Source organism: Entomomonas sp. E7T21 (assembly GCF_058693955.1).
This window is the reverse complement of sequence record NZ_CP191672.1, coordinates 2,762,954-2,781,698: the sequence shown is the minus strand read 5'-3', so window position 1 is coordinate 2,781,698 and position 18,745 is coordinate 2,762,954. Positions and strand designations below refer to the sequence as shown.

Here is an 18,745-nt window from a genome sequence, read left to right as displayed (position 1 = left end):
GTTATTCTGTTTATCATAGCCCATTAATAGATTAACAAGTTAATGAGAACGATGAAGCGACTAGTAATTTTACTATTATCCTTAATAGTTATTCTTCCTGCACTGGCCAATAATGATATCTTACAAGCTCGGCCTGATAGTGTGTTTGGTGGTAGTACAACAACTATTAGTACTCAAGATAGTTTTTTACCTGTTGAACAAGCATTTCGTATAGAAAAAAAACAGGTTGATGCACAAAATATTCATCTGCAATTTATTATTGCAGATGGTTATTATCTTTATAAAGATCGTTTCTCATTTTCAAGTGATAATCCTAACGTTACCATTTCTTCATTTACTTTGCCTAAAGGGCAAATAAAGCAAGATGAATTCTTTGGTGAGGTTGAGGTATATCATGCAGTTTTAGATCTAGTCATACCTATTACAAATCCTGATAAATTGGCATTTAATTTTGATATTAAGTATCAAGGTTGCGCTGAAAAAGGGTTATGTTATCCAATGGAAACAGAAACTATTCCTGTAACAGGTGTTATGCCCGTATCATCAAATACAACGGAGAACGATGCTACACAATCGTTTAGTGATTCTTGGGCTGCGTTATCTTGGCTAACTTTATTGTCCTATTTTGGTTTTGGAATATTATTAAGTTTAACGCCATGTGTATTTCCTATGTTGCCTATTCTTGCTGGTGTAGTGTTGAGAGGGCAGGTAGGTACATTAAGAGCGCAAATATTAGCATTAACTTATATTCTGTCTATGGCAATTACATATGCCATTTTCGGTGTGTTATTAGGCTTATTTGGTGCTGAATTAAATGTTTCTGCAAGGTTACAGTCACCTTGGGTACTTATTCCTTTTGCAGTTTTCTTTACCCTGTTCGCCTTAGCCATGTTTGGTGTGTTTGAATTAAGGTTACCTGCATTTATTACCAATCCATTAAATAAGGCAGCTGATAAAACACATGGTGGATCGCTGTTAGGGGCGGCTATTTTAGGTGTGTGCTCCAGTTTGGTTGTTTCACCTTGTGTCAGTGCACCATTTGCAGGCATTTTATTACATATTAGTACCACAGGAGATGCCATAGGTGGTGGGGTCAGTTTATTTACCTTAGGTTTAGGAATGGGGTTGCCGCTATTTATTATTGCTGCGGGTGGTAAAGCGTTATTACCTAAAACAGGCATGTGGATGGTGGTTGTACGTAATGCTATTGGTGTTATGTTATTGGCTGTAGCTGTTTACTTGTTGTCCAGAATAATACCCGGTTACATTACTTTAGCTTTATGGGGGTTATTAGCCGCTGGTGTGGCAATCTTTATTGGAACGTTTGATTTTTCTAGCTCCAAAACTAAAGTACAAAAATTAGCTCAAGTATTAGGATTGTTTTTAATAGTTTATGCTATTTGTGCTTGGGTGGGAGCATGGCAAGGTAATACGGATCCATTACAATCTTTAAAAGGTATTTCCACAACTGAACAATCAACAACTAAAAACAGTACTCTGAATTGGCAAGTGGTTTATAACCAAGAGGAACTGAATAGTCAACTTACAGTAGCCAAAGCAGCAGGTAAGATAGCAATGGTTGATTGGTCGGCGGATTGGTGTATTGCTTGTTTGAAAATGGAAAAAGAAGTATTTGAAGATCGTGAAGTTGCTGCTAAATTGGCTGATTATCAGTTAATTAAAATTGATATGTCAAAAATGACTGATCAACATCGTCAATTGCAAAATGATTATAAAGTATTTGGTCCACCTACTATTTTATTTTTTGATAAGGCAGGCAATGAATTAGTAAATGCTCGTATTATTGGTGAAATGGGGCAAGTAGAATTCTTAGCACATTTAAATGAAATTAATCCTTAAAAGCGGCAAAAATTATAAAAATAAATATAATGACTTATATCTACCTAACATAAATAATTAATAAATAAAAGTAGTGCGAATAGTAAAAGTTTACGGTAAAATGTAACGAATTTCGGTTATTCTGTTTCTATCCTACATAAATTTAGAAGAGAATAATTAGTTTAGTTAGTCATATGACTGGTAAACAGTAAAACCACCAAATTATTATGATAAAGTTACAATAAAAGGATAACTTTTTGGCAGCTTTTTTAGTTTTACATGGTCCTAATCTTAATTTATTAGGCACCCGTGAGCCCGAAGTATACGGTACTACAACACTGGCTCAAATTAATGCTGGATTACAAGAGTGTGCTAAACAGCAAGGGCATCAATTGGCTTATTTGCAGAGTAATGCTGAACATGAGTTAATCGACCGTATTCATGCTGCGCGTAGTGAAAAAATTGATTTTATTGTAATTAATCCAGGTGCTTTTACTCATACCAGTGTAGCGATTCGTGATGCATTGTTAGGAGTAAATATACCCTTTATAGAGGTCCACTTAAGTAATGTTCATAAACGTGAACCTTTTCGTCATCATTCTTATCTTTCCGATATAGCTGTTGGGGTAATCTGTGGCTTGGGAGCCAAAGGTTATTATTTTGCTTTACAAACAGCTATTGAGCAAATTGAACATAGTAAATAAACCAGAGAGTTAAAATAATGGATATACGTAAAGTTAAAAAACTAATCGAATTGTTAGAAGAGTCTGGCATTGATGAATTAGAGATTCATGAAGGTGAAGAGTCTGTTCGCATTAGTCGTCATAGTAATAAAGTATTAGCTGCTCCTACCTATGCAGCACCAGCTCCTGTTGCCGCTCCAGCACCAGCTCCTGCAACTTCTTCTATTGCTCCAGCAGAAGCCGCTCCAGCAGCGCCAGTATTAAAAGGTAGTGTTATACGCTCGCCAATGGTTGGTACTTTCTATCGTTCACCAGCACCTACTGCAGCTTCATTTGTTGAAGTTGGTCAAACAGTTAAGAAAGGTGATGTGCTTTGTATTGTTGAAGCAATGAAAATGATGAATCATATTGAAGCAGAAGTAAGTGGTGTTATTGATTCAATTCTTGTTGAGAATGGTGAGCCAGTAGAATACGACCAACCACTATTTACAATTGTTTAATAGGTGAGGGCTAGCCATGCTAGAGAAAGTGTTAATCGCCAATCGTGGCGAAATTGCCTTACGTATTTTACGCGCTTGTAAAGAGTTAGGTATTAAAACAGTAGCAGTTTATTCTACAGCTGATAGTGAGCTTATGCATTTAAGTCTTGCTGATGAATCTGTTTGTATTGGCCCTGGCCCTGCTGCTAAGTCATATTTACATATTCCGTCTATTATTGCGGCAGCTGAAGTAACAGGAGCTACTGCAATTCATCCTGGTTACGGTTTCTTAGCAGAAAATGCTGATTTTGCTGAGCAAGTAGAAAACTCAGGCTTTACCTTTGTAGGGCCAACTGCTGATGTTATTCGTTTAATGGGTGATAAAGTATCTGCTAAAGATGCTATGAGAAAGGCGGGTGTTCCTACTGTACCTGGTTCTGATGGCCCATTGCCAGAAGATGAAGAGCAAGCAATAAAGATTGCTCGTGAAGTGGGCTATCCAGTTATTATTAAAGCAGCTGGTGGTGGTGGTGGTCGTGGTATGCGTGTTGTACACCATGAGGATGAGCTTATTAAAGCGGCTCGTTTAACCCGTACAGAAGCTGAGGCGGCTTTTGGTAACCCTATGGTTTACCTTGAGAAGTTCCTTGTGAATCCACGTCATGTTGAAGTACAAGTACTTTCAGATGGTCAAGGTAATGCTATTCATTTAGGTGATCGTGATTGTTCATTACAACGTCGTCACCAAAAAGTAATTGAAGAAGCCCCAGCGCCTTTTATTGATGAAAAAGCACGTAAAGAAGTACAAGACCGTTGTGTGAAAGCTTGTGTTGATATTGGTTATCGTGGTGCAGGTACCTTTGAGTTTTTATATGAAGATGGTCGCTTCTATTTTATTGAAATGAACACCCGTGTTCAAGTTGAACACCCTGTTACTGAAATGGTTACAGGTATTGATATTGTAAAAGAAATGCTACGTATTGCTGGTGGCGAAAAGTTATCGATTAAGCAAAAAGATGTGGTTATTCGTGGTCATGCTATTGAATGCCGTATTAATGCAGAAGACCCAGATAATTTTATGCCTTGTCCTGGTTTGGTTAATTATTTCCATGCGCCAGGTGGCAATGGTGTACGTGTAGATTCTCATCTTTATGACGGTTATCGTGTACCGCCTAACTACGACTCATTAATTGGTAAGTTAATCACTTATGGTGGAGATCGTGATGAGGCTTTAGCGCGTATGCGTAATGCGTTAGATGAGCTAGTAGTTGATGGTATTAAAACCAATGCTCCATTACATAAAAATTTAGTACGTGATGCTGGATTCTGTAAAGGTGGTGTTAATATCCATTACCTAGAGCATAAGCTTAATATGAAAAGTTAATAATTAATTAACTTAATGAAAGGGGCAGTTTTACTGCTCCTTTTTATTTCTAACTAATTAATTAAAAGGTTTGAAAATGGCTTGGTTACAATTAAAACTAGCAATTACCCCAGAACAAGCAGCAGAATATGAAGATATTTTATTAGATTGTGGGGCAGTTTCTGTAACTTTTATGGATGCAGAGGATCAGCCTATTTTCGAACCTGAATTGGGTACAACACCTTTATGGAAGCATACTCATTTATTGGCTTTGTTTGAGGGTGATACTGCAGCAGACCAGTTGGTTTTATCATTAGTCCAAGCATTAGGTACAATGCCTCAATATGAACTTGAAGTATTAGAAGATCAGGACTGGGAGCGTAATTGGATGGATAATTTCCAGCCTTTATGCTTTGGTAGCCGTTTATGGATTGTACCCAGTTGGTGTGAAGCACCAAACCCTAATGGCACTAACTTATTGCTAGACCCAGGATTAGCTTTTGGAACTGGTACTCATCCTACTACAGCACTTTGTCTTGAGTGGTTAGATCAGTATATGGAAAAGGGCTTAGAGGTAATAGACTTTGGTTGTGGTTCTGGAATTTTAGCGATTGCTGCTTTATTATTAGGTGCTAAACAAGTAGTGGGAACAGATATTGATATGCAAGCATTAGAAGCCTCGCTTGATAATGCCAAACGTAATCAAATCCCAGAAGAAGATTTTGCAGTTTATTTGCCTGAGCAAATGCCTGAAATAACAGCCGATGTGGTATTAGCTAATATTTTAGCGGGCCCTTTAGTAGCGTTAGCCTCTAAATTAGCTAAGTTGACACGTGCTACTGGTTGGATTTGTTTATCAGGTATTTTAGAAGAACAGGCTAGTGAGGTACGTGCTGCCTATGAGCCTTACTTTAATTTATATCCCACTGCTACTAAAGATGGTTGGGTACGTATTACGGGTCAACGTAAGTAGCTTATATTGACGATAATAGGGGATAGGCTTAGTATAAGGCCTTGTTAATTATCAGCTTATAAATGATTTAGAAAAATGACAGTTAGCTATCAATCAATACAAAGAATTTTTTGCCAAGATGGTAATGAATGGGAACGTGAAGCAGGTCATGGCGTTACTACTCAGACCAGTGATCCAGAACTAAAACTTCCACCCATGTATAAAGTAGTTATATTAAATGACGATTATACACCAATGGATTTTGTGATAGAGATATTAGAGCGTTTTTTTGCTATGAATAATGAAAAAGCAACACGTGTTATGTTACAAGTCCATACTGAAGGGAAGGGTGTTTGTGGTGTATATACTAAGGATGTAGCTGAAACAAAAGCAATGCAGGTTAATGAGTATTCAAGACAGAATGATCATCCTTTATTGTGTGAAGTAGAATGTCAGGAATAACTTAATTTATAAGCCTTTTAAAGTTAAGTAATGCAGGTGGTCAAGATATATTTGAACAGGATCAATACTGGCATTACATTTGCCTCTTATTTGATTAACAGCAGCAGCGTGATCCATAGGGTAATCGGAGCGAATAACTTTTCCTAAGTGACTACTAAAACGTCCCACTAAACCATCATTCTGTTCTAGTTCTTTTACAAAGTATTTGCTGGCAAGAGAGAGAAGAGAAAATTTATTGCTGAGAGTTATAGGAATTGTATTGAGAATACCTGACCACGAATAATAATAGACGCCATTAGTTTCTAGTTCTAAGCCTTCACCTCCCCAAGTTTCAGGAATTCCTTGTGGATATTGGTTATTAAATTGGTTAACGCCTTCAGTGGAAAGACAATTTAAGGCACCAATAAAGTCTTGCGGTAGATGGCGCTTAGTGCTTAATAAGGTAATAGAGTTAACAAAGTTAGTGATTAATTTATTAGCTATACTGCTAGATATTTTATTTTTTAAGACTTTTAACATTACATCAGCTATTTCAGAGCCATGATTAACACCGTTTACTGAGGTAACAGAAGCAACTAATTTGGGATGGCATGCAGCTACATAACGAGCTGTTAAAGCACCATGACTATGACCTATTAAATTAACTTTATCTGCTTTAGTTAAATCTAGAATTTGTTGAACTTGCAGTAGTAACTGTTCACCACGGTTTTCTGTGGTATTAGCTGCTGAAACTACAGGAGTAAATACAACGGTTCCTTGTTGGCGTAATAGTTCATCTATCTTATAAAAATAAGGATAACCTGCTATTTTTTCAAAACCAAATAAACCATGAACAAGTAAAATAGGATATTTGGTTGAGTGGGTAATTGTTAAATCGTTAGATTTCCTATCCATTTTTAAATATTAAATATCATTAACCTACTACATTATTTGGATGATATAGCATTACATGCTGTTGGTAAATATAAACTACTAGCATTAGAGGAACACTGCCAATCAGTATTATTGTTTTGGTTAAATGTTTTACTTAATACAACTTGTTTGCCATCTAAAGAAATACCTAAAGGCTTAAGTATTAAGGTGATGGAACAGATATTTTCGGTTACCCCTGTTGTGAAATCTATTTTATCTGCCATATCTTTTTCTGTAATAGTGACTGCAATATCTTGATTAGTTGGACATCTACTATGTTGATTGTAGAAATCTGTTACTTGTTCTGTATATTCTTGTCCCATTAAATAAGTATCCATCATTAATCCTTTATTGGTGTAATAGCTAGTACCTAAAAAGAGTAAAAAGGGAATACCTAGTAAGAAAAGTGTCATAGCGACAATAACTTTAATAACGACAATACGTTGCTTTTTGATATCTATAGTTTGAGTGTTTTCTGTTGGTTCCATGCGTTACTACTGCCTATGTAGAGGGAATATCATTGTACCCTATTTGAGGGTTAGTGATAAAAAAAGTATTTTATAATGTTGAGTTCTAAAAAAATATAATGCTAGAAGAATTAATAATAGTTATATCTATTAGATAAAGTTATAGTAATGGATTATTTGATAGTTGTTGGTTAATTTGGAGTCGTTAATGAGAAAAGTCATCCATTTTTCAATACTTTTTTTATTTAGTATTGGTTTAGGGTTAAAAATACCAGTAGTAATGGCTAATAATACTCAACAAACAGGTGACCAATCAGTAAGGTTTGAACGTAAGATTCTTGATAGAAAAGCTAATGGATTAGTCTTAGTACAAGACTTTTATGAGAGTGGTAAGAAAAAAACAGATCCTTTTTTAATAAAAGATAGCACACAAGCTAATAAACCTAGTGGTTTGTATAATCTGATGGCTAATTCAATTGATGGCCATTTACTCTCATGGTATGAGAGTGGTCAAAAAGAATATGATATAACCTTTAGTGAAGGTAAGCCAGATGGTCAATGGTTAGGTTGGTACAGTGATGGTAAGAAACAAATTGAAGCTAATTATTCACAAGGTAAATTGGTTTCACTCAAGTCTTGGTATATCAATGGCCAATTAAAACAACAAGCTAACTTAATAGAAAGTAAAGGGACTATTACTACTTATGCAACAACAGGCAGGAAAATATTGGAGGAGTCGTTTAATAATGGTGTATTGGATGGCGTTACTAAACAATGGGATGAGCAGGGTAATCAATTAGCTGAGAAGAACTATAAAAATGGTTTATTAGAGGGGCTTTCTCGTACGTGGTATAGCAATGGTCAATTAAAAACAGAAATTGAATATAAAGATGGCTATTATCATGGTCGCTATACAAGTTGGTATAGTAATGGTCAGCAGAAGTTAACACAAACATTAGTTAATAACAACGTTAATGGTATGGTTAAGCGTTGGTATGACAATGGTCAGTTAAAATCAAAAGTTGCTTTTAAAAAGGGTATAGCTGATGGGCAATGGTCATCTTGGTATGATAATGGTCATAGAAAAACCTTAGGATTAATGTCTAATAATCAAAAGCAAGGACAATGGACATATTGGTATGATAATGACCAAAAGCAGGCAGAAGGTAAAGTAGTAGAGGGTAAGGCCACAGGGGTTTGGAGTTTTTGGTATAAAAATGGAATGAAAAAGGCTCGGGGTAATATAGTGAGTGGAGCAAAAGAGGGAAGTTGGACAGAATGGTCTATAACTGGTAATGAAATACAAACAGGTAGTTATTTAAATGATAAACGGCAAGGGGTTTGGGTAGAAAAAAGTAAAGATGGACAAATTATTAGAAAAATAACATTTGAACAAGGTAAAAAAGACTCAAAGTAATCGTTATAACTTAATAATTAATAAATAAAAAATATTATGAAGAATAGTTGATCTTTATCGCTACATCTTGCCATATTTCTTATATAATGCTAGTTCTATATAATGTAGTTAGTTTGTATATAACTTACTTAGTATGAATGGATAAAACAACAACGGGATAATGTAGTTAATATGGGTAGTGATAACCGTTTCATTTATTATTCTACTATTCATTTGAATCGTCGTGAAGAAATTTTAGTTCAGTCCATTATATCGCTATATAACTCAAAAGATGATTATAAATGGGCACACAAGGACAGTAGTGATACGATTGTAGTAGTAGTGGGTAGTGATGCAAAAGCTTTGCTTAGTGCAGGAGAAGATCCTTTTTCTGCTATTAAGGAACAACATATTGTCTGCATTTTAGGTGATATTTTCTATCCTAAAAATGCCCGAGCAGTTGTGCCTATAGCTTTACCCATAAAAGCATTGCATTTGGTAGATAAGCTTTCTCATATCGAAAAGAATATTATTAGTAAACCTTTTTCACTAGGTTATATAGCTGCTAATCAAGTTGCTAACAAACAAGAGAATGAAGATACTGTATCTTCTCCAAGAGGTGCTATTGATTTTTGGCCAAAAACTGATGCAGCTGAAGTAATATCACAAGAAACAGTAACTGAAGATGTCCCTGATAAACCAGCAGCTACGGAAGCTACGCCTAGTAATCAAACCTCTTTATCTAGTACAGTAGATGCCATTAGCGTTTTAAATGAATATAACATACTTAAAGATAGTGGTGTAAATGAAACTGTCATTGAAAGTCAGTCAGTTCTTACTAAAGAAACAGTTGATTATGTTCCTCCTAAAATGGTACTACAGCCTTCTCCTCAAACAACAGAAGAGTCATTGGATAAGCCAATTTCTTATGTAAAACCCTCTGTTTTAACAGCAAAATTGGAACCAATAGATAACTTAACACCAACTTTAACTGAAGTAGCCTCTCCTGAGTTGGTACCTATTACTCCTATATCTCCAGTTATACCAACTTTACAAGAAAAAGTTACTGTAGAAACTCCTACTTTAACTGAAGTAGTGCCACCAACAATTGAACAATTAGCAGTAACAGAAGAGCCTGTTAAACCTGTGGTAGTTGAGAGCATAGAAGTAGAAGAGGTTAATGAGTTTTCTAAACGCATTAAATTGTTACGTTGGCCTAAATCAGAGGTTATTCAACGTCACCCAGGTAATGCAATTCTAGCCTCTATGGTTATTAATGTGCCTATGTCCGTAGAAGATATGGCAAAGCAGTCAGATTTACCTTTAGCAGTTTGTCAGCGTTTTATGGATGCGGTAGTTGAATCAAAAGTAGCTGAATACGTTGACCTCATTGAAGAAAAGCTTGATGAGCCAGTTGTTAAAGAAGAACCACCGAAGGAAGAAGTTTCACAAAGAAAAGGAATATTATATAGGATACGTGCAGCCCTTGGGTTACTAAGGAAATAATTTTTTTATGATTGAATATAAATTTATTGTTACTGGGACAGTTGGTGCAGGAAAAACCACATTAATTTCAGCTATCAGTGAAATCCCTACTATTTCAACAGATGTAAAAAATAATGATAGTTCTGTTGGGAAGGAGTCAACGACAGTAGCATTTGATTATGGACAAATTACAATCAGTGAAAATGAACGGTTGCGCTTATACGGTACACCTGGTCAAGAACGCTTTTCATTTATGTGGAAAGTTCTGGGGCAAGGGGCAATGGGAGTCATTATTCTGGTAGATCATACAAGGCCAGACCCTATTTCTGATTTAAAGATTTATTTGGATAATTTTGCTGAGTTAATTGATAAAACTGGCAGTGTTGTTTGTGTCTGTAAGTTTGATGAAAGTAAATCACCCTCATTAGATGATTTTGATGATGTGATTGCTGAATACAAAATTATTTGTCCTATTATTGCGGCTGATGTACGCCAAAAAGAAGAAGTATTAAAGATATTGGATATCCTATTGACCCAGTTAGAAAATCGGGAATAAGAGATCAATTATATGATGAGTATAGACGGAAATATTTCGTCATTAGTACGAAATGTTTCTGGTAGATTATTAAATCGATTAGTGGCAAATATCTCAGGAATAAAGGCTGCATTGATATCAACTGTGGATGGTTTTGAGATTGCTGCTGAGTGCGCAGAATCTTCCGATATCGCTAAATTATCCGCGGTCTCTAGTACGTTATCGGCTATTGGTAATATGGCGATGTTAGAAACTGATATGGGAACTCAATATCGTAGTGTTACTATAGAAAATGATAATGGTTTTTTGGTGATTATGGATATTCAATATAAATCATATCCTATGATTTTTTGTGTTGTTGCTTCCCGTGAAGCTATGCTTTCTAGGGTTATCCATCAAGCTAAAATTATTATTGATGTAATTGCTAATAAATTGCCTAAGTTGGAATAAGTTTCTTTTTTAATTTATTCGATTATAAAAAAAATCCCCTAATATATAATTAGGGGATTTTTATTACTAATTAGTTGCGTTTAAAAATAACAGCATTCGTATAAGCTGCTTTATCAGTTTGTTTTAGTAGATATATTTCTAAGCCTACAGGGACATCGTTGGTAAAAGCAATTTTAATTCTGTTTTCATAACCGTTGCTTAAGCTATTGATAATACGAGATTCTATAGGTGTAAGCCATGCTTCTGTATCAGGTAGAATATATTGTACTAATGCATTTTCAGCACCATTAATTAGGCCAGCACCAAAGCTAATATTATCTTTGGCCTGCCAATGTAAAATATAGATATTAGATTGGTCAGTGGGTGTAATATCTATTGAAAAATCATTATTTTGACTGCGTATATTACGAGCATCTTTATCAATAGGTAATACTAATGTTTCTAGTTGATAGGGCGTAAAGCTAACTTTCGCAGAGGCTATTTTTATTGAGTCTAATTTAATAGGTGCTACTTCAGGTTTGTAGAATATAGGTTTGTAAGTAGCAACGTTTATTTCTTTAGTTTTAGGTGGAATATTAAACTCTAAATTAGCTGTAGGAAGTAGTTCTAGTCTTTGGTCATCAGCGGCTTGAAGATCTGCAACTTGATATGTACCTATTGAATTAGCACTGCTCCCTGTATTATTTTTATATACCAACATAAGTTGTGTAGCACCATCAGGAGCATTGAGGTTAAATAATTTACCTTCTGTTGATGTTACAGCTAATTCTTGTTGTTGTGTTTTTTGCCAATTTTCTTTATCAAATCCAAAGATTGGAAAAGGTTGCAAATATTGTTTGGTTTCTTCGATATGCATTTCTGTTATTAATTGGCGTTTGTTATTACTTGACCAGTCTTTTGGACCCATGAGTAATATGGTACGCATTTTATAGTTAGTTCTAGCTGTAATAGGTGCTTCTTTAACAAGTGCCATTTTCTTAATCCAACCACTGGCTTTATCTATAACAGCTTTGCCATATATATGGCGATATTGATCATCTCCTTGTAAGATGAGATTTATCTCATCCTGTGTAATATTTTCAACTTTTATATTTACCTTATCCATGTCCATAAAGTTATTGAGTGTAACTTGTTGTTCTTTTTCTAATGGAATAGCTGTTGGTATAAAAGGTGCTGCAATCACAAATTGTAAGTAATGATATTCACTGTTTAAATCAGTAGAATTTTGAATTTGTTGTTGGGTATCGGTATCATTTTGAGAAATAGTTAGAGGTTTATCTCCTAAAGTATTTAACTGATAATGCATGCCATTAGCTAATATACTTTGTAATAAGGGGTGAGGATAAGCAGCACGTCCTCTTACTTGTAGCTCGGTGTGCTTGCTGTTCACATCAAGATTGATAGTATCTTTATCGATTTGTTTAACTTGGTAATTAACTAATAGTTGTGTGCCTACACGGTTTTTATTTGACCAATCAATTTTATCTTTCGCAACAATACTATAGCTTTGAATCCAGTATTCTTTTTGATCTCCTTGCTTAGGAGAGGGAAGTAAGGTTGCTATGGGAGTAGTTTTTTCAATAGTAGTTTTAGAGGTTGTTTCTGTTGTTGATGATTTATCACCACAGCCTACTAACAGTGCGGAAGCTATAAAAAAAGCTATTGTTAAGCGAAGTATATCCATATTAATTAATTTCTCTAGCTGTATATAAAAGGGCTATTCTATTATCCAACTTTTTGAAAAGAAAATCACCAAGTAATAACTAAAGGGGATTACTGGCCAGTCAATTTGATATTATCAAACAATGGTTGTAATGAATAACCTAGTTTGGGTTTTAAAGCAGTGATTTTTTGTTGGAGAGCTTCTAAATCAAATAATTGTTGTTTATTTTGTGGAACGAACAATACCACATTGCCTGATTCTACTAAACATTCCCAATAATATTTTTTGAAACGCACTTTTAAAATGGCCTCATCTTTTGGTGAACCACTGTGGAGTGCCCATTGGTTAATAATTAACCAGCCGTTTGGGTTGAGTTTTTGTTGGCAAAGGCCAAGAAAATCCCAAGCCGAATGGCCTGTAGATGGACCATTGTCAGTATAAAGATCAAGGAAAATTAAATCTACAGGTGGTTGTTCAGGTAGTAGTTTTAAGGCATCACCAATTTCAATAATTAACCTGTTATCTTCTGGTAATGCTAGATGTTGTTTAGCAAGTTCGACCACTGTAGCACGTAATTCAATAGCAGTTGCTTGCTGTAAAGGTAAATATTTTAAACAAGCTGTAGTGAGGCTACCAGCACCTAAACCTAGAAATAGTGCTGATTTAGGTTGTGGATGTATTAATGCTCCCATTAGCATTGCACGTGTATAGTCATATTCTAGCCAGCTAGGATCAGGCATAAATACACAGCTTTGCTCAATTTGTAAACCAAACTCAAGGAAACGATAATCACCCATTTCAAAAATACGGATAATGCCGTGTTCATCTTGTTGATCTGCAATTAGCATGGATTTGCTCTTAATAGAAAATAAACTAGCTATTTTGCTATAAAGGCTTAGCAAATACCAATTAAAAGTTCGAGGTTGGTTATCTAATAGCTGTTTATCTGGTTTCATAAGGATAGGGTTAGATAGTTATCATGTGTTGTGAATATGAATGGCTAAGAATAACTTTTCTATTATTCATTGATTGTAGCATGTTAGGTATTTATTACCTATTTACTTATGAAAATCCCAGCTGTTGCTGGGATTTAAGAAAAACGCTTATTTGGGATATAGGGGTGGAATAATAGTATTATTTACTGTTGCAACTTCTTCTTTAGGGGGAAGGTTTTGAACAGCTTGCCATAAATTATCACCTTGCCATGTGTAACTGGTTTCACTATAAAGTGCTTTGTTAAGATCTTCTACCGCCTCGGCTAAAGGTGCATAGCGAGCAACAAGTTCAGTTAAATTTTCAGGTTGTTGTTTAACCCAGTTATCTAAAGCAATGCGTGTAGCTTGTGGGTCATGTTCTTGGCAAGCCCTTTTTATATCATCTAATAATGTTTTAGGATTGATAACAGGAGTATCTGGTTTAATGATAGCAGGCTGTTTACGAGCGTAAATCCACAATGCAAAACCAATTATTGTTGTTATAGCAAAGATACCTGTTAATAGTTGCCATATCCATAAATTAGAGGATGTTACTTTTTTTATAACAGTAGTTAGTTGAGTATCGTTATTGGCTGTAGTTGTTGTACTGTTAAAAGCAGGATTACTAGCTACTTGTATTTTTCGCTCAGCAATAGTGGCATATTCTAATTTATCTGTTTCTGTATTCCACCAAGCTACTTTAATTTCTGGAAGAGTAATTTCCCCCGCTTGGATGGGAATGATTAAATCTTTCTCTTCACGAGTACCTATAGGTAAATCTTGTTGCCAATCATCTGCAAGTTTTGGTTGTTCTGGATAGTTTCTTAATCCTGCTATTGATGTGGTAGGCAATGCACCCAATTGATCACTAGTAAGACCTTCGGCAGTAATACTAAGTGTCCGTATTAATGTATCTCCCTGTAGAACATTATTAGGCATTTTATCCCAGTGTTCTGTTAAGGTAATATTTTTGGCTGGTAGCCAAGGTGCATTCTTAGGATAATTAGTTGGTTTAGGTTTTATTTTTATTGTTAATTCGTTGGAAGTAACTGTTTTATTTTGAGTACGTCCATCTTCTTTGACTAAGGCCGTTAAAGCAAAAGAAGGTATTTTTAGTTGGCCACTTTTTTGTGGAGAAATTGCATAGCTTCTTTCAATAATAGAATAGTGGATACCATTAATTTGTTCTTCATGCTGTGTATTATTTAATTGTTTAATATTTACATCTAAAGCAGGAGGAATTAAGTTGTTCAGTCTATAGACCTGACCATCAGCTGCATAAATACGTAAAGTAAGCACCAGTTGTTCTTGAACGTACGCAGCATCTTTATTAAGGGTTGTTTCTACTTTAAGAATATCATGACCATTTGCAACTACATTAGTTGGTTGGTCAATTAGCTTAATAGTGATGGGATCAGTTTTATCTTGCCCAAGATTGATAGGTGGAATAACAATACCTTTAGCTTGCGTGGTAGGCTTCAAATTAATAGTCCAACGTCTAAATGATGTAGTTTGACCATTTACATAAACTACTTCACGACTTTCTTGAATACCTAGGATATCAAATAAATTTTTAAGTGGCTCTAAATCAGGGGCGTCTGAGCCATCAGAGGTAATGGTTAAATTAATCGTTTCATTAAGTACAATTTCAGTTTTATCAATAGAGGCTTTTACATTGGCCGCCAATGTAAAAGGGCTAACAAATAACAATAGTAACAATATTGCAAATAGGCGCTTAATCATCATTAATAACCACCTTTATTATAGCGTTGTTCATAATAGAATTTTCTGCGTAGTAATTCAGAGGGATCATCTGGAATAGTACGTATTTGTTGTAATAAAGCTTCGTCTTGTTCTTGCTGATTAGCATCTTTATTATCAGCATTGTTCATTGTTTGACCTTGAGCATTTTGTTGATCATTATTTTGCTGTTGATTATTTTGTTGAGCTTGTTGTTCTTGATCAGATTGTTGGCCATCTTGCTGATCTTGATCATTTTGGTCAGTATTTTGTTCATCACTATCTTGTTGATCTTTATTTTGTTGTTGGTTGTTCTGACTGTTATTACCATTTTGTGATTGATCTTTATTTTGTTGATCATTGCTCTGATTCTGCTGCTGATCATTTTGTTGTTGATTATTACCATCTTGTTGCTGACCATTCTGTTGTTGGTTATCTTGATCAGATTGTTGGTCATCATTACTTTGTTGATCTTGTTGTTGTTTCTTTAAAAGATCTTCAACAATTTTTTTATTAACAATAGCTTGTTCAAAATTAGGTTTAGCTTTAATAGCTTTATTCCATTCATCAATAGCTTCTTGATATTTCCCTTGGCGAGCTAATGTGTTGCCGTAGTTATATATACCTTCTGGAGTTGTTTCTTGTGAGAACTTTTGTTCAGCTTGCTTATAGTCTTTGGCTTGATAAGCTGAATAACCTTGCCATTGTTTATTCTCAAATCTTTTAGCTGCTTCAGTAGGTTTATTTTCTTTTAATAGTTTTGCTCCCTGTTGATCTTTATTAAGCCATAGTTTATTCCATTCGAAAGCTTGAACAGGTTGAGGCTGTAATATAAATATTAAAGGAATACAGAGTAACCATCCTTTGCGGCTTGCGAAAGCAGCTAGTAATAAGATAGGTAATATGAACCAGTAACCTTGGTCTTGCCAAAGATCTGTTGCTTTATTTTCTGTATCATCAGTGTGGCGCTGTTGTCCTTTAAGATTCACAAGGTTTAAGGTGTTAATATCTGTATCATTTAAAGTAATAGTACTGTAATAACCGCCTTCACTATAAGCAAAACGTTGTAAAGAACCGCTATCTAGCTTCGATAACATAATAGTGCCTGAAGCATTTTTCACAAAGTTACCTTTAGTATCCAAAATAGGAGCGCCTTGTACAGTACCTACACCTAAGATATTAAGAGTAAAAGGTTTATTAGCTAGTATTTGTTTAATGGCAGATTGTTCTTGATCGGACAAACCTGTTGTTATAAGTAAAATTTCAGCATGATCAATTTGGTTGTTTTGTTGCGTATTATTCAACAACTGAATAGCTTTATTAATACCTAAATCAGCTCTTTCGCCTGCTTGTGGCATAATATTGGGCGAAATAGAGTTAACTAAGTTGGTAATAGTGGCTTGATCATCTGATAAAGGAACTACAATATGAGCAGACCCTGAATAAGCAACAAGCGCTGTTTGTGCATCTTTACGTGCTTTAATGATATCTAGGAGCTTTTGTTTAACTGTTTGTAAGCGATTAGGTGGAATATCGCTAGATAACATGCGTGGTGTGAGGTCCATTACAATAATTAATGGCGCATCAATTTTTAGGGGCGGTTGTTCGATGTGTTTCCAGCTAGGCCCCAATAGTGCTAGCAAAGTAAATATACTCGCAAAAGTTATAAGTAGTTTAGGTAAGGCAGACTCTTGAATAGAAGTGCCTCGAAGTAACCAAGGTTGAAATAGACTAGGGATTAATTTTTGCCATGATCCTTTAATTTCATGGAAATTCCATAGTTTCCATAGTAAATAAATTAACACGGGTAATAAGATTAAAAACAGCGGGCGCTGCCAATGTGGCCATAATGACATCATACTGGCCTCCAATTTTTTAAGTTTGGAAATAATCTATTAATCACTAATAACATACTAAGTAAAAGGGCTAGAATCAGTGGCCAATAATAATATTCTTGAATATAACGGGATTCATCTAATTGCTGATTAACGGGTTCTAATTTATTGAGTGTTTGAGATATAGCTTGTAAATCGGCTTCTGAACGTGCTCTAAAATAAAGACCGCCTGTTTGTTCTGCAATATTTTTTAATGCCCCTTCATCTAAGTCGGCAGAGGCTAGGTAGCGTGAGAATCCATAACGAACCATTTTGTCAGAACCAATACCTACCGTATAAATTTTTACTTTGGCTTGTACGGCAAGTTTAGTAGCCTGTTCGGGCGTCATATTACCTGCATTATTAGAACCATCTGTGATTAGTACTAATATACGTGCTTTTTCGTCTTGGTTATAAAGTCGTTTAACACCTAATGCAATGGCATCACCAATGGCTGTTTGAGTACCAGCAATGCCTATTACTGATTCATCCAACCATGTACGAACGGTTTTACGATCAAAGGTAAGTGGTGATTGTAGGTAAGCATTAGAACCAAACAAGATTAAACCGACTCGATCACCTACTCTTTGTTCAATGAAAGGCCCAAATAGTTTCTTAATAAGGGTGAGTCGATCGACATCCTTACCTTGCCAAGGCATATCATCTTGTTCCATTGAGCCTGATGTATCTACCGCTAATAAAAGGTCGCGTCCAGTAGGTTGCACAGGTAATAGATCTCCTAGCCATTGTGGACGTGCTGCTGCAAAGACTAGTAAACACCAAATAATGGCTAAAGGAATAATTTTGTACCATGTTTGATTGGTTGAATAAGCCTTTTGCCCAGATATATGTTCTAATTCTTCAATAAAAGTGATATTGAGAGCAGTTGTATCTTGTTTAGCAGCAGGTAATAACCACCTTAATAATAAAGGTAAAGGTAAAATAAGGAATATCCATGGCCAAGCAAACTCAAACATGATGAGTAATCCACTTTTCTACAGCTGAATAAAGATTATCAATAGTTTTATCATCCATATAATAATTAGGATGATATTCACCTTCTACCAGCATGGGGAATTGTTTAATTTCTGCTTCAATACATTTATTGTCTAGAAAATTTAACCATGCTTGTCCAATCAATATTTTTGCATTTTCGGTAGGGTAACGTACGATACAAAGTCGTTTTAATAAGTCATTAATTTGCTGTAGCCAAAGACCTGCTGCTTGTTGATAAGGCTTTGGTAGTTTAGATAACTCATTAAGTGCGGCTTGGCGACGTATATCAAAATCAATAACAGGTAGTTTGGGTTGTGTGGTATACAATATTTTTCTAAATCGATAAATTAGTACGCCAATAATAACTATAATTAATAAAGCTAAAACTATCCACCAAATAGGTGCTAATGGCCACCAACTAACAGGGGGCGGAGCAATTAATGGTTCTAAAGGTAGTTTTTGTGGATCCATTTTA

Annotated in this window: 18 protein-coding genes; 10 read left to right on the top strand and 8 right to left on the bottom strand. The window is 35.2% G+C overall.

All coding sequences use genetic code 11. From position 1 onward, the window contains the following. The first annotated feature begins 51 nt into the window (after positions 1-51). From ACQVD9_RS13140 to clpS, 6 genes are all read left to right on the top strand, one after another. On the top strand, positions 52-1,860 hold the full coding sequence (locus ACQVD9_RS13140) for a protein-disulfide reductase DsbD (RefSeq protein ID WP_264746401.1): 1,809 nt from the start codon (positions 52-54) through the stop codon (positions 1,858-1,860). 236 nt (positions 1,861-2,096) lie between these two features. Then, positions 2,097-2,543 carry a type II 3-dehydroquinate dehydratase gene (aroQ, locus tag ACQVD9_RS13135; protein ID WP_264746400.1) on the top strand — a complete coding sequence of 149 codons (447 nt, stop codon included), beginning with the start codon at positions 2,097-2,099 and terminating at the stop codon, positions 2,541-2,543. Positions 2,544-2,560: 17 nt separating this feature from the next. Beyond that, entirely contained in the window at positions 2,561-3,022 is a 462-nt protein-coding gene (gene accB, locus ACQVD9_RS13130) for an acetyl-CoA carboxylase biotin carboxyl carrier protein (protein ID WP_264746399.1), read from the top strand. 16 nt (positions 3,023-3,038) lie between these two features. Further along, positions 3,039-4,385, top strand: a complete 1,347-nt coding sequence (accC, locus tag ACQVD9_RS13125) for an acetyl-CoA carboxylase biotin carboxylase subunit (RefSeq protein ID WP_264746398.1) — start codon at positions 3,039-3,041, stop codon at positions 4,383-4,385. A gap of 76 nt (positions 4,386-4,461) precedes the next feature. Continuing rightward, the gene (gene prmA, locus ACQVD9_RS13120; protein WP_264746397.1) at positions 4,462-5,337 is read left to right on the top strand and encodes a 50S ribosomal protein L11 methyltransferase; all 876 of its coding nucleotides are present in this window, start codon (positions 4,462-4,464) and stop codon (positions 5,335-5,337) included. Positions 5,338-5,412: 75 nt separating this feature from the next. After that, positions 5,413-5,778 carry an ATP-dependent Clp protease adapter ClpS gene (gene clpS / locus ACQVD9_RS13115; protein WP_264746396.1) on the top strand — a complete coding sequence of 122 codons (366 nt, stop codon included), beginning with the start codon at positions 5,413-5,415 and terminating at the stop codon, positions 5,776-5,778. A 6-nt stretch (positions 5,779-5,784) separates the two neighbouring features. Here clpS and ACQVD9_RS13110 read toward each other — a convergent pair whose 3' ends face one another. Both ACQVD9_RS13110 and ACQVD9_RS13105 read right to left on the bottom strand, forming a co-directional pair. Then, positions 5,785-6,672: an esterase/lipase family protein gene (locus tag ACQVD9_RS13110; RefSeq protein WP_264746395.1), complete on the bottom strand. Its 888-nt coding sequence runs from the start codon at positions 6,670-6,672 to the stop codon at positions 5,785-5,787. 32 nt (positions 6,673-6,704) lie between these two features. Then, entirely contained in the window at positions 6,705-7,178 is a 474-nt protein-coding gene (locus ACQVD9_RS13105) for a pilin (protein WP_264746394.1), read from the bottom strand. Between the two features lie 187 nt (positions 7,179-7,365). On the opposite strand from ACQVD9_RS13105, the gene ACQVD9_RS13100 reads away from it, so the two are divergent. The 4 genes from ACQVD9_RS13100 (at position 7,366) to ACQVD9_RS13085 (ending at position 11,023) form a co-directional block, all read left to right on the top strand. Beyond that, on the top strand, positions 7,366-8,574 hold the full coding sequence (locus tag ACQVD9_RS13100; protein WP_264746393.1) for a toxin-antitoxin system YwqK family antitoxin: 1,209 nt from the start codon (positions 7,366-7,368) through the stop codon (positions 8,572-8,574). Between the two features lie 171 nt (positions 8,575-8,745). After that, entirely contained in the window at positions 8,746-10,059 is a 1,314-nt protein-coding gene (locus ACQVD9_RS13095) for a hypothetical protein (protein ID WP_264746392.1), read from the top strand. A gap of 7 nt (positions 10,060-10,066) precedes the next feature. Beyond that, complete coding sequence (locus ACQVD9_RS13090; protein WP_264746391.1) at positions 10,067-10,594, top strand: GTP-binding protein; 528 nt, start codon at positions 10,067-10,069, stop codon at positions 10,592-10,594. Between the two features lie 12 nt (positions 10,595-10,606). Further along, entirely contained in the window at positions 10,607-11,023 is a 417-nt protein-coding gene (locus tag ACQVD9_RS13085) for a roadblock/LC7 domain-containing protein (RefSeq protein ID WP_264746390.1), read from the top strand. A 70-nt stretch (positions 11,024-11,093) separates the two neighbouring features. Here ACQVD9_RS13085 and ACQVD9_RS13080 read toward each other — a convergent pair whose 3' ends face one another. The 6 genes from ACQVD9_RS13080 to ACQVD9_RS13055 all read right to left on the bottom strand — a co-directional run bounded on the left by ACQVD9_RS13080 (position 11,094) and on the right by ACQVD9_RS13055 (position 18,741). Beyond that, positions 11,094-12,707 carry a hypothetical protein gene (locus ACQVD9_RS13080; protein ID WP_264746389.1) on the bottom strand — a complete coding sequence of 538 codons (1,614 nt, stop codon included), beginning with the start codon at positions 12,705-12,707 and terminating at the stop codon, positions 11,094-11,096. 89 nt (positions 12,708-12,796) lie between these two features. Further along, a complete protein-coding gene (locus ACQVD9_RS13075) occupies positions 12,797-13,534 on the bottom strand; it encodes a spermidine synthase (protein ID WP_264746388.1) in 738 nt (245 codons plus the stop codon). 255 nt (positions 13,535-13,789) lie between these two features. Continuing rightward, positions 13,790-15,406, bottom strand: coding sequence for a BatD family protein (locus ACQVD9_RS13070; RefSeq protein ID WP_264746387.1), 1,617 nt, complete (start codon positions 15,404-15,406; stop codon positions 13,790-13,792). Further along, positions 15,406-17,259: a vWA domain-containing protein gene (locus ACQVD9_RS13065; RefSeq protein WP_264746386.1), complete on the bottom strand. Its 1,854-nt coding sequence runs from the start codon at positions 17,257-17,259 to the stop codon at positions 15,406-15,408. The genes ACQVD9_RS13070 and ACQVD9_RS13065 overlap by 1 nt, the downstream gene beginning before the upstream one ends. Beyond that, a complete protein-coding gene (locus tag ACQVD9_RS13060; RefSeq protein WP_264746385.1) occupies positions 17,256-18,251 on the bottom strand; it encodes a vWA domain-containing protein in 996 nt (331 codons plus the stop codon). Before ACQVD9_RS13060 ends, ACQVD9_RS13065 begins: the two co-directional genes overlap by 4 nt. Next, entirely contained in the window at positions 18,244-18,741 is a 498-nt protein-coding gene (locus tag ACQVD9_RS13055; RefSeq protein WP_264746384.1) for a DUF4381 domain-containing protein, read from the bottom strand. The genes ACQVD9_RS13060 and ACQVD9_RS13055 overlap by 8 nt, the downstream gene beginning before the upstream one ends. Positions 18,742-18,745 lie beyond the last annotated feature (4 nt).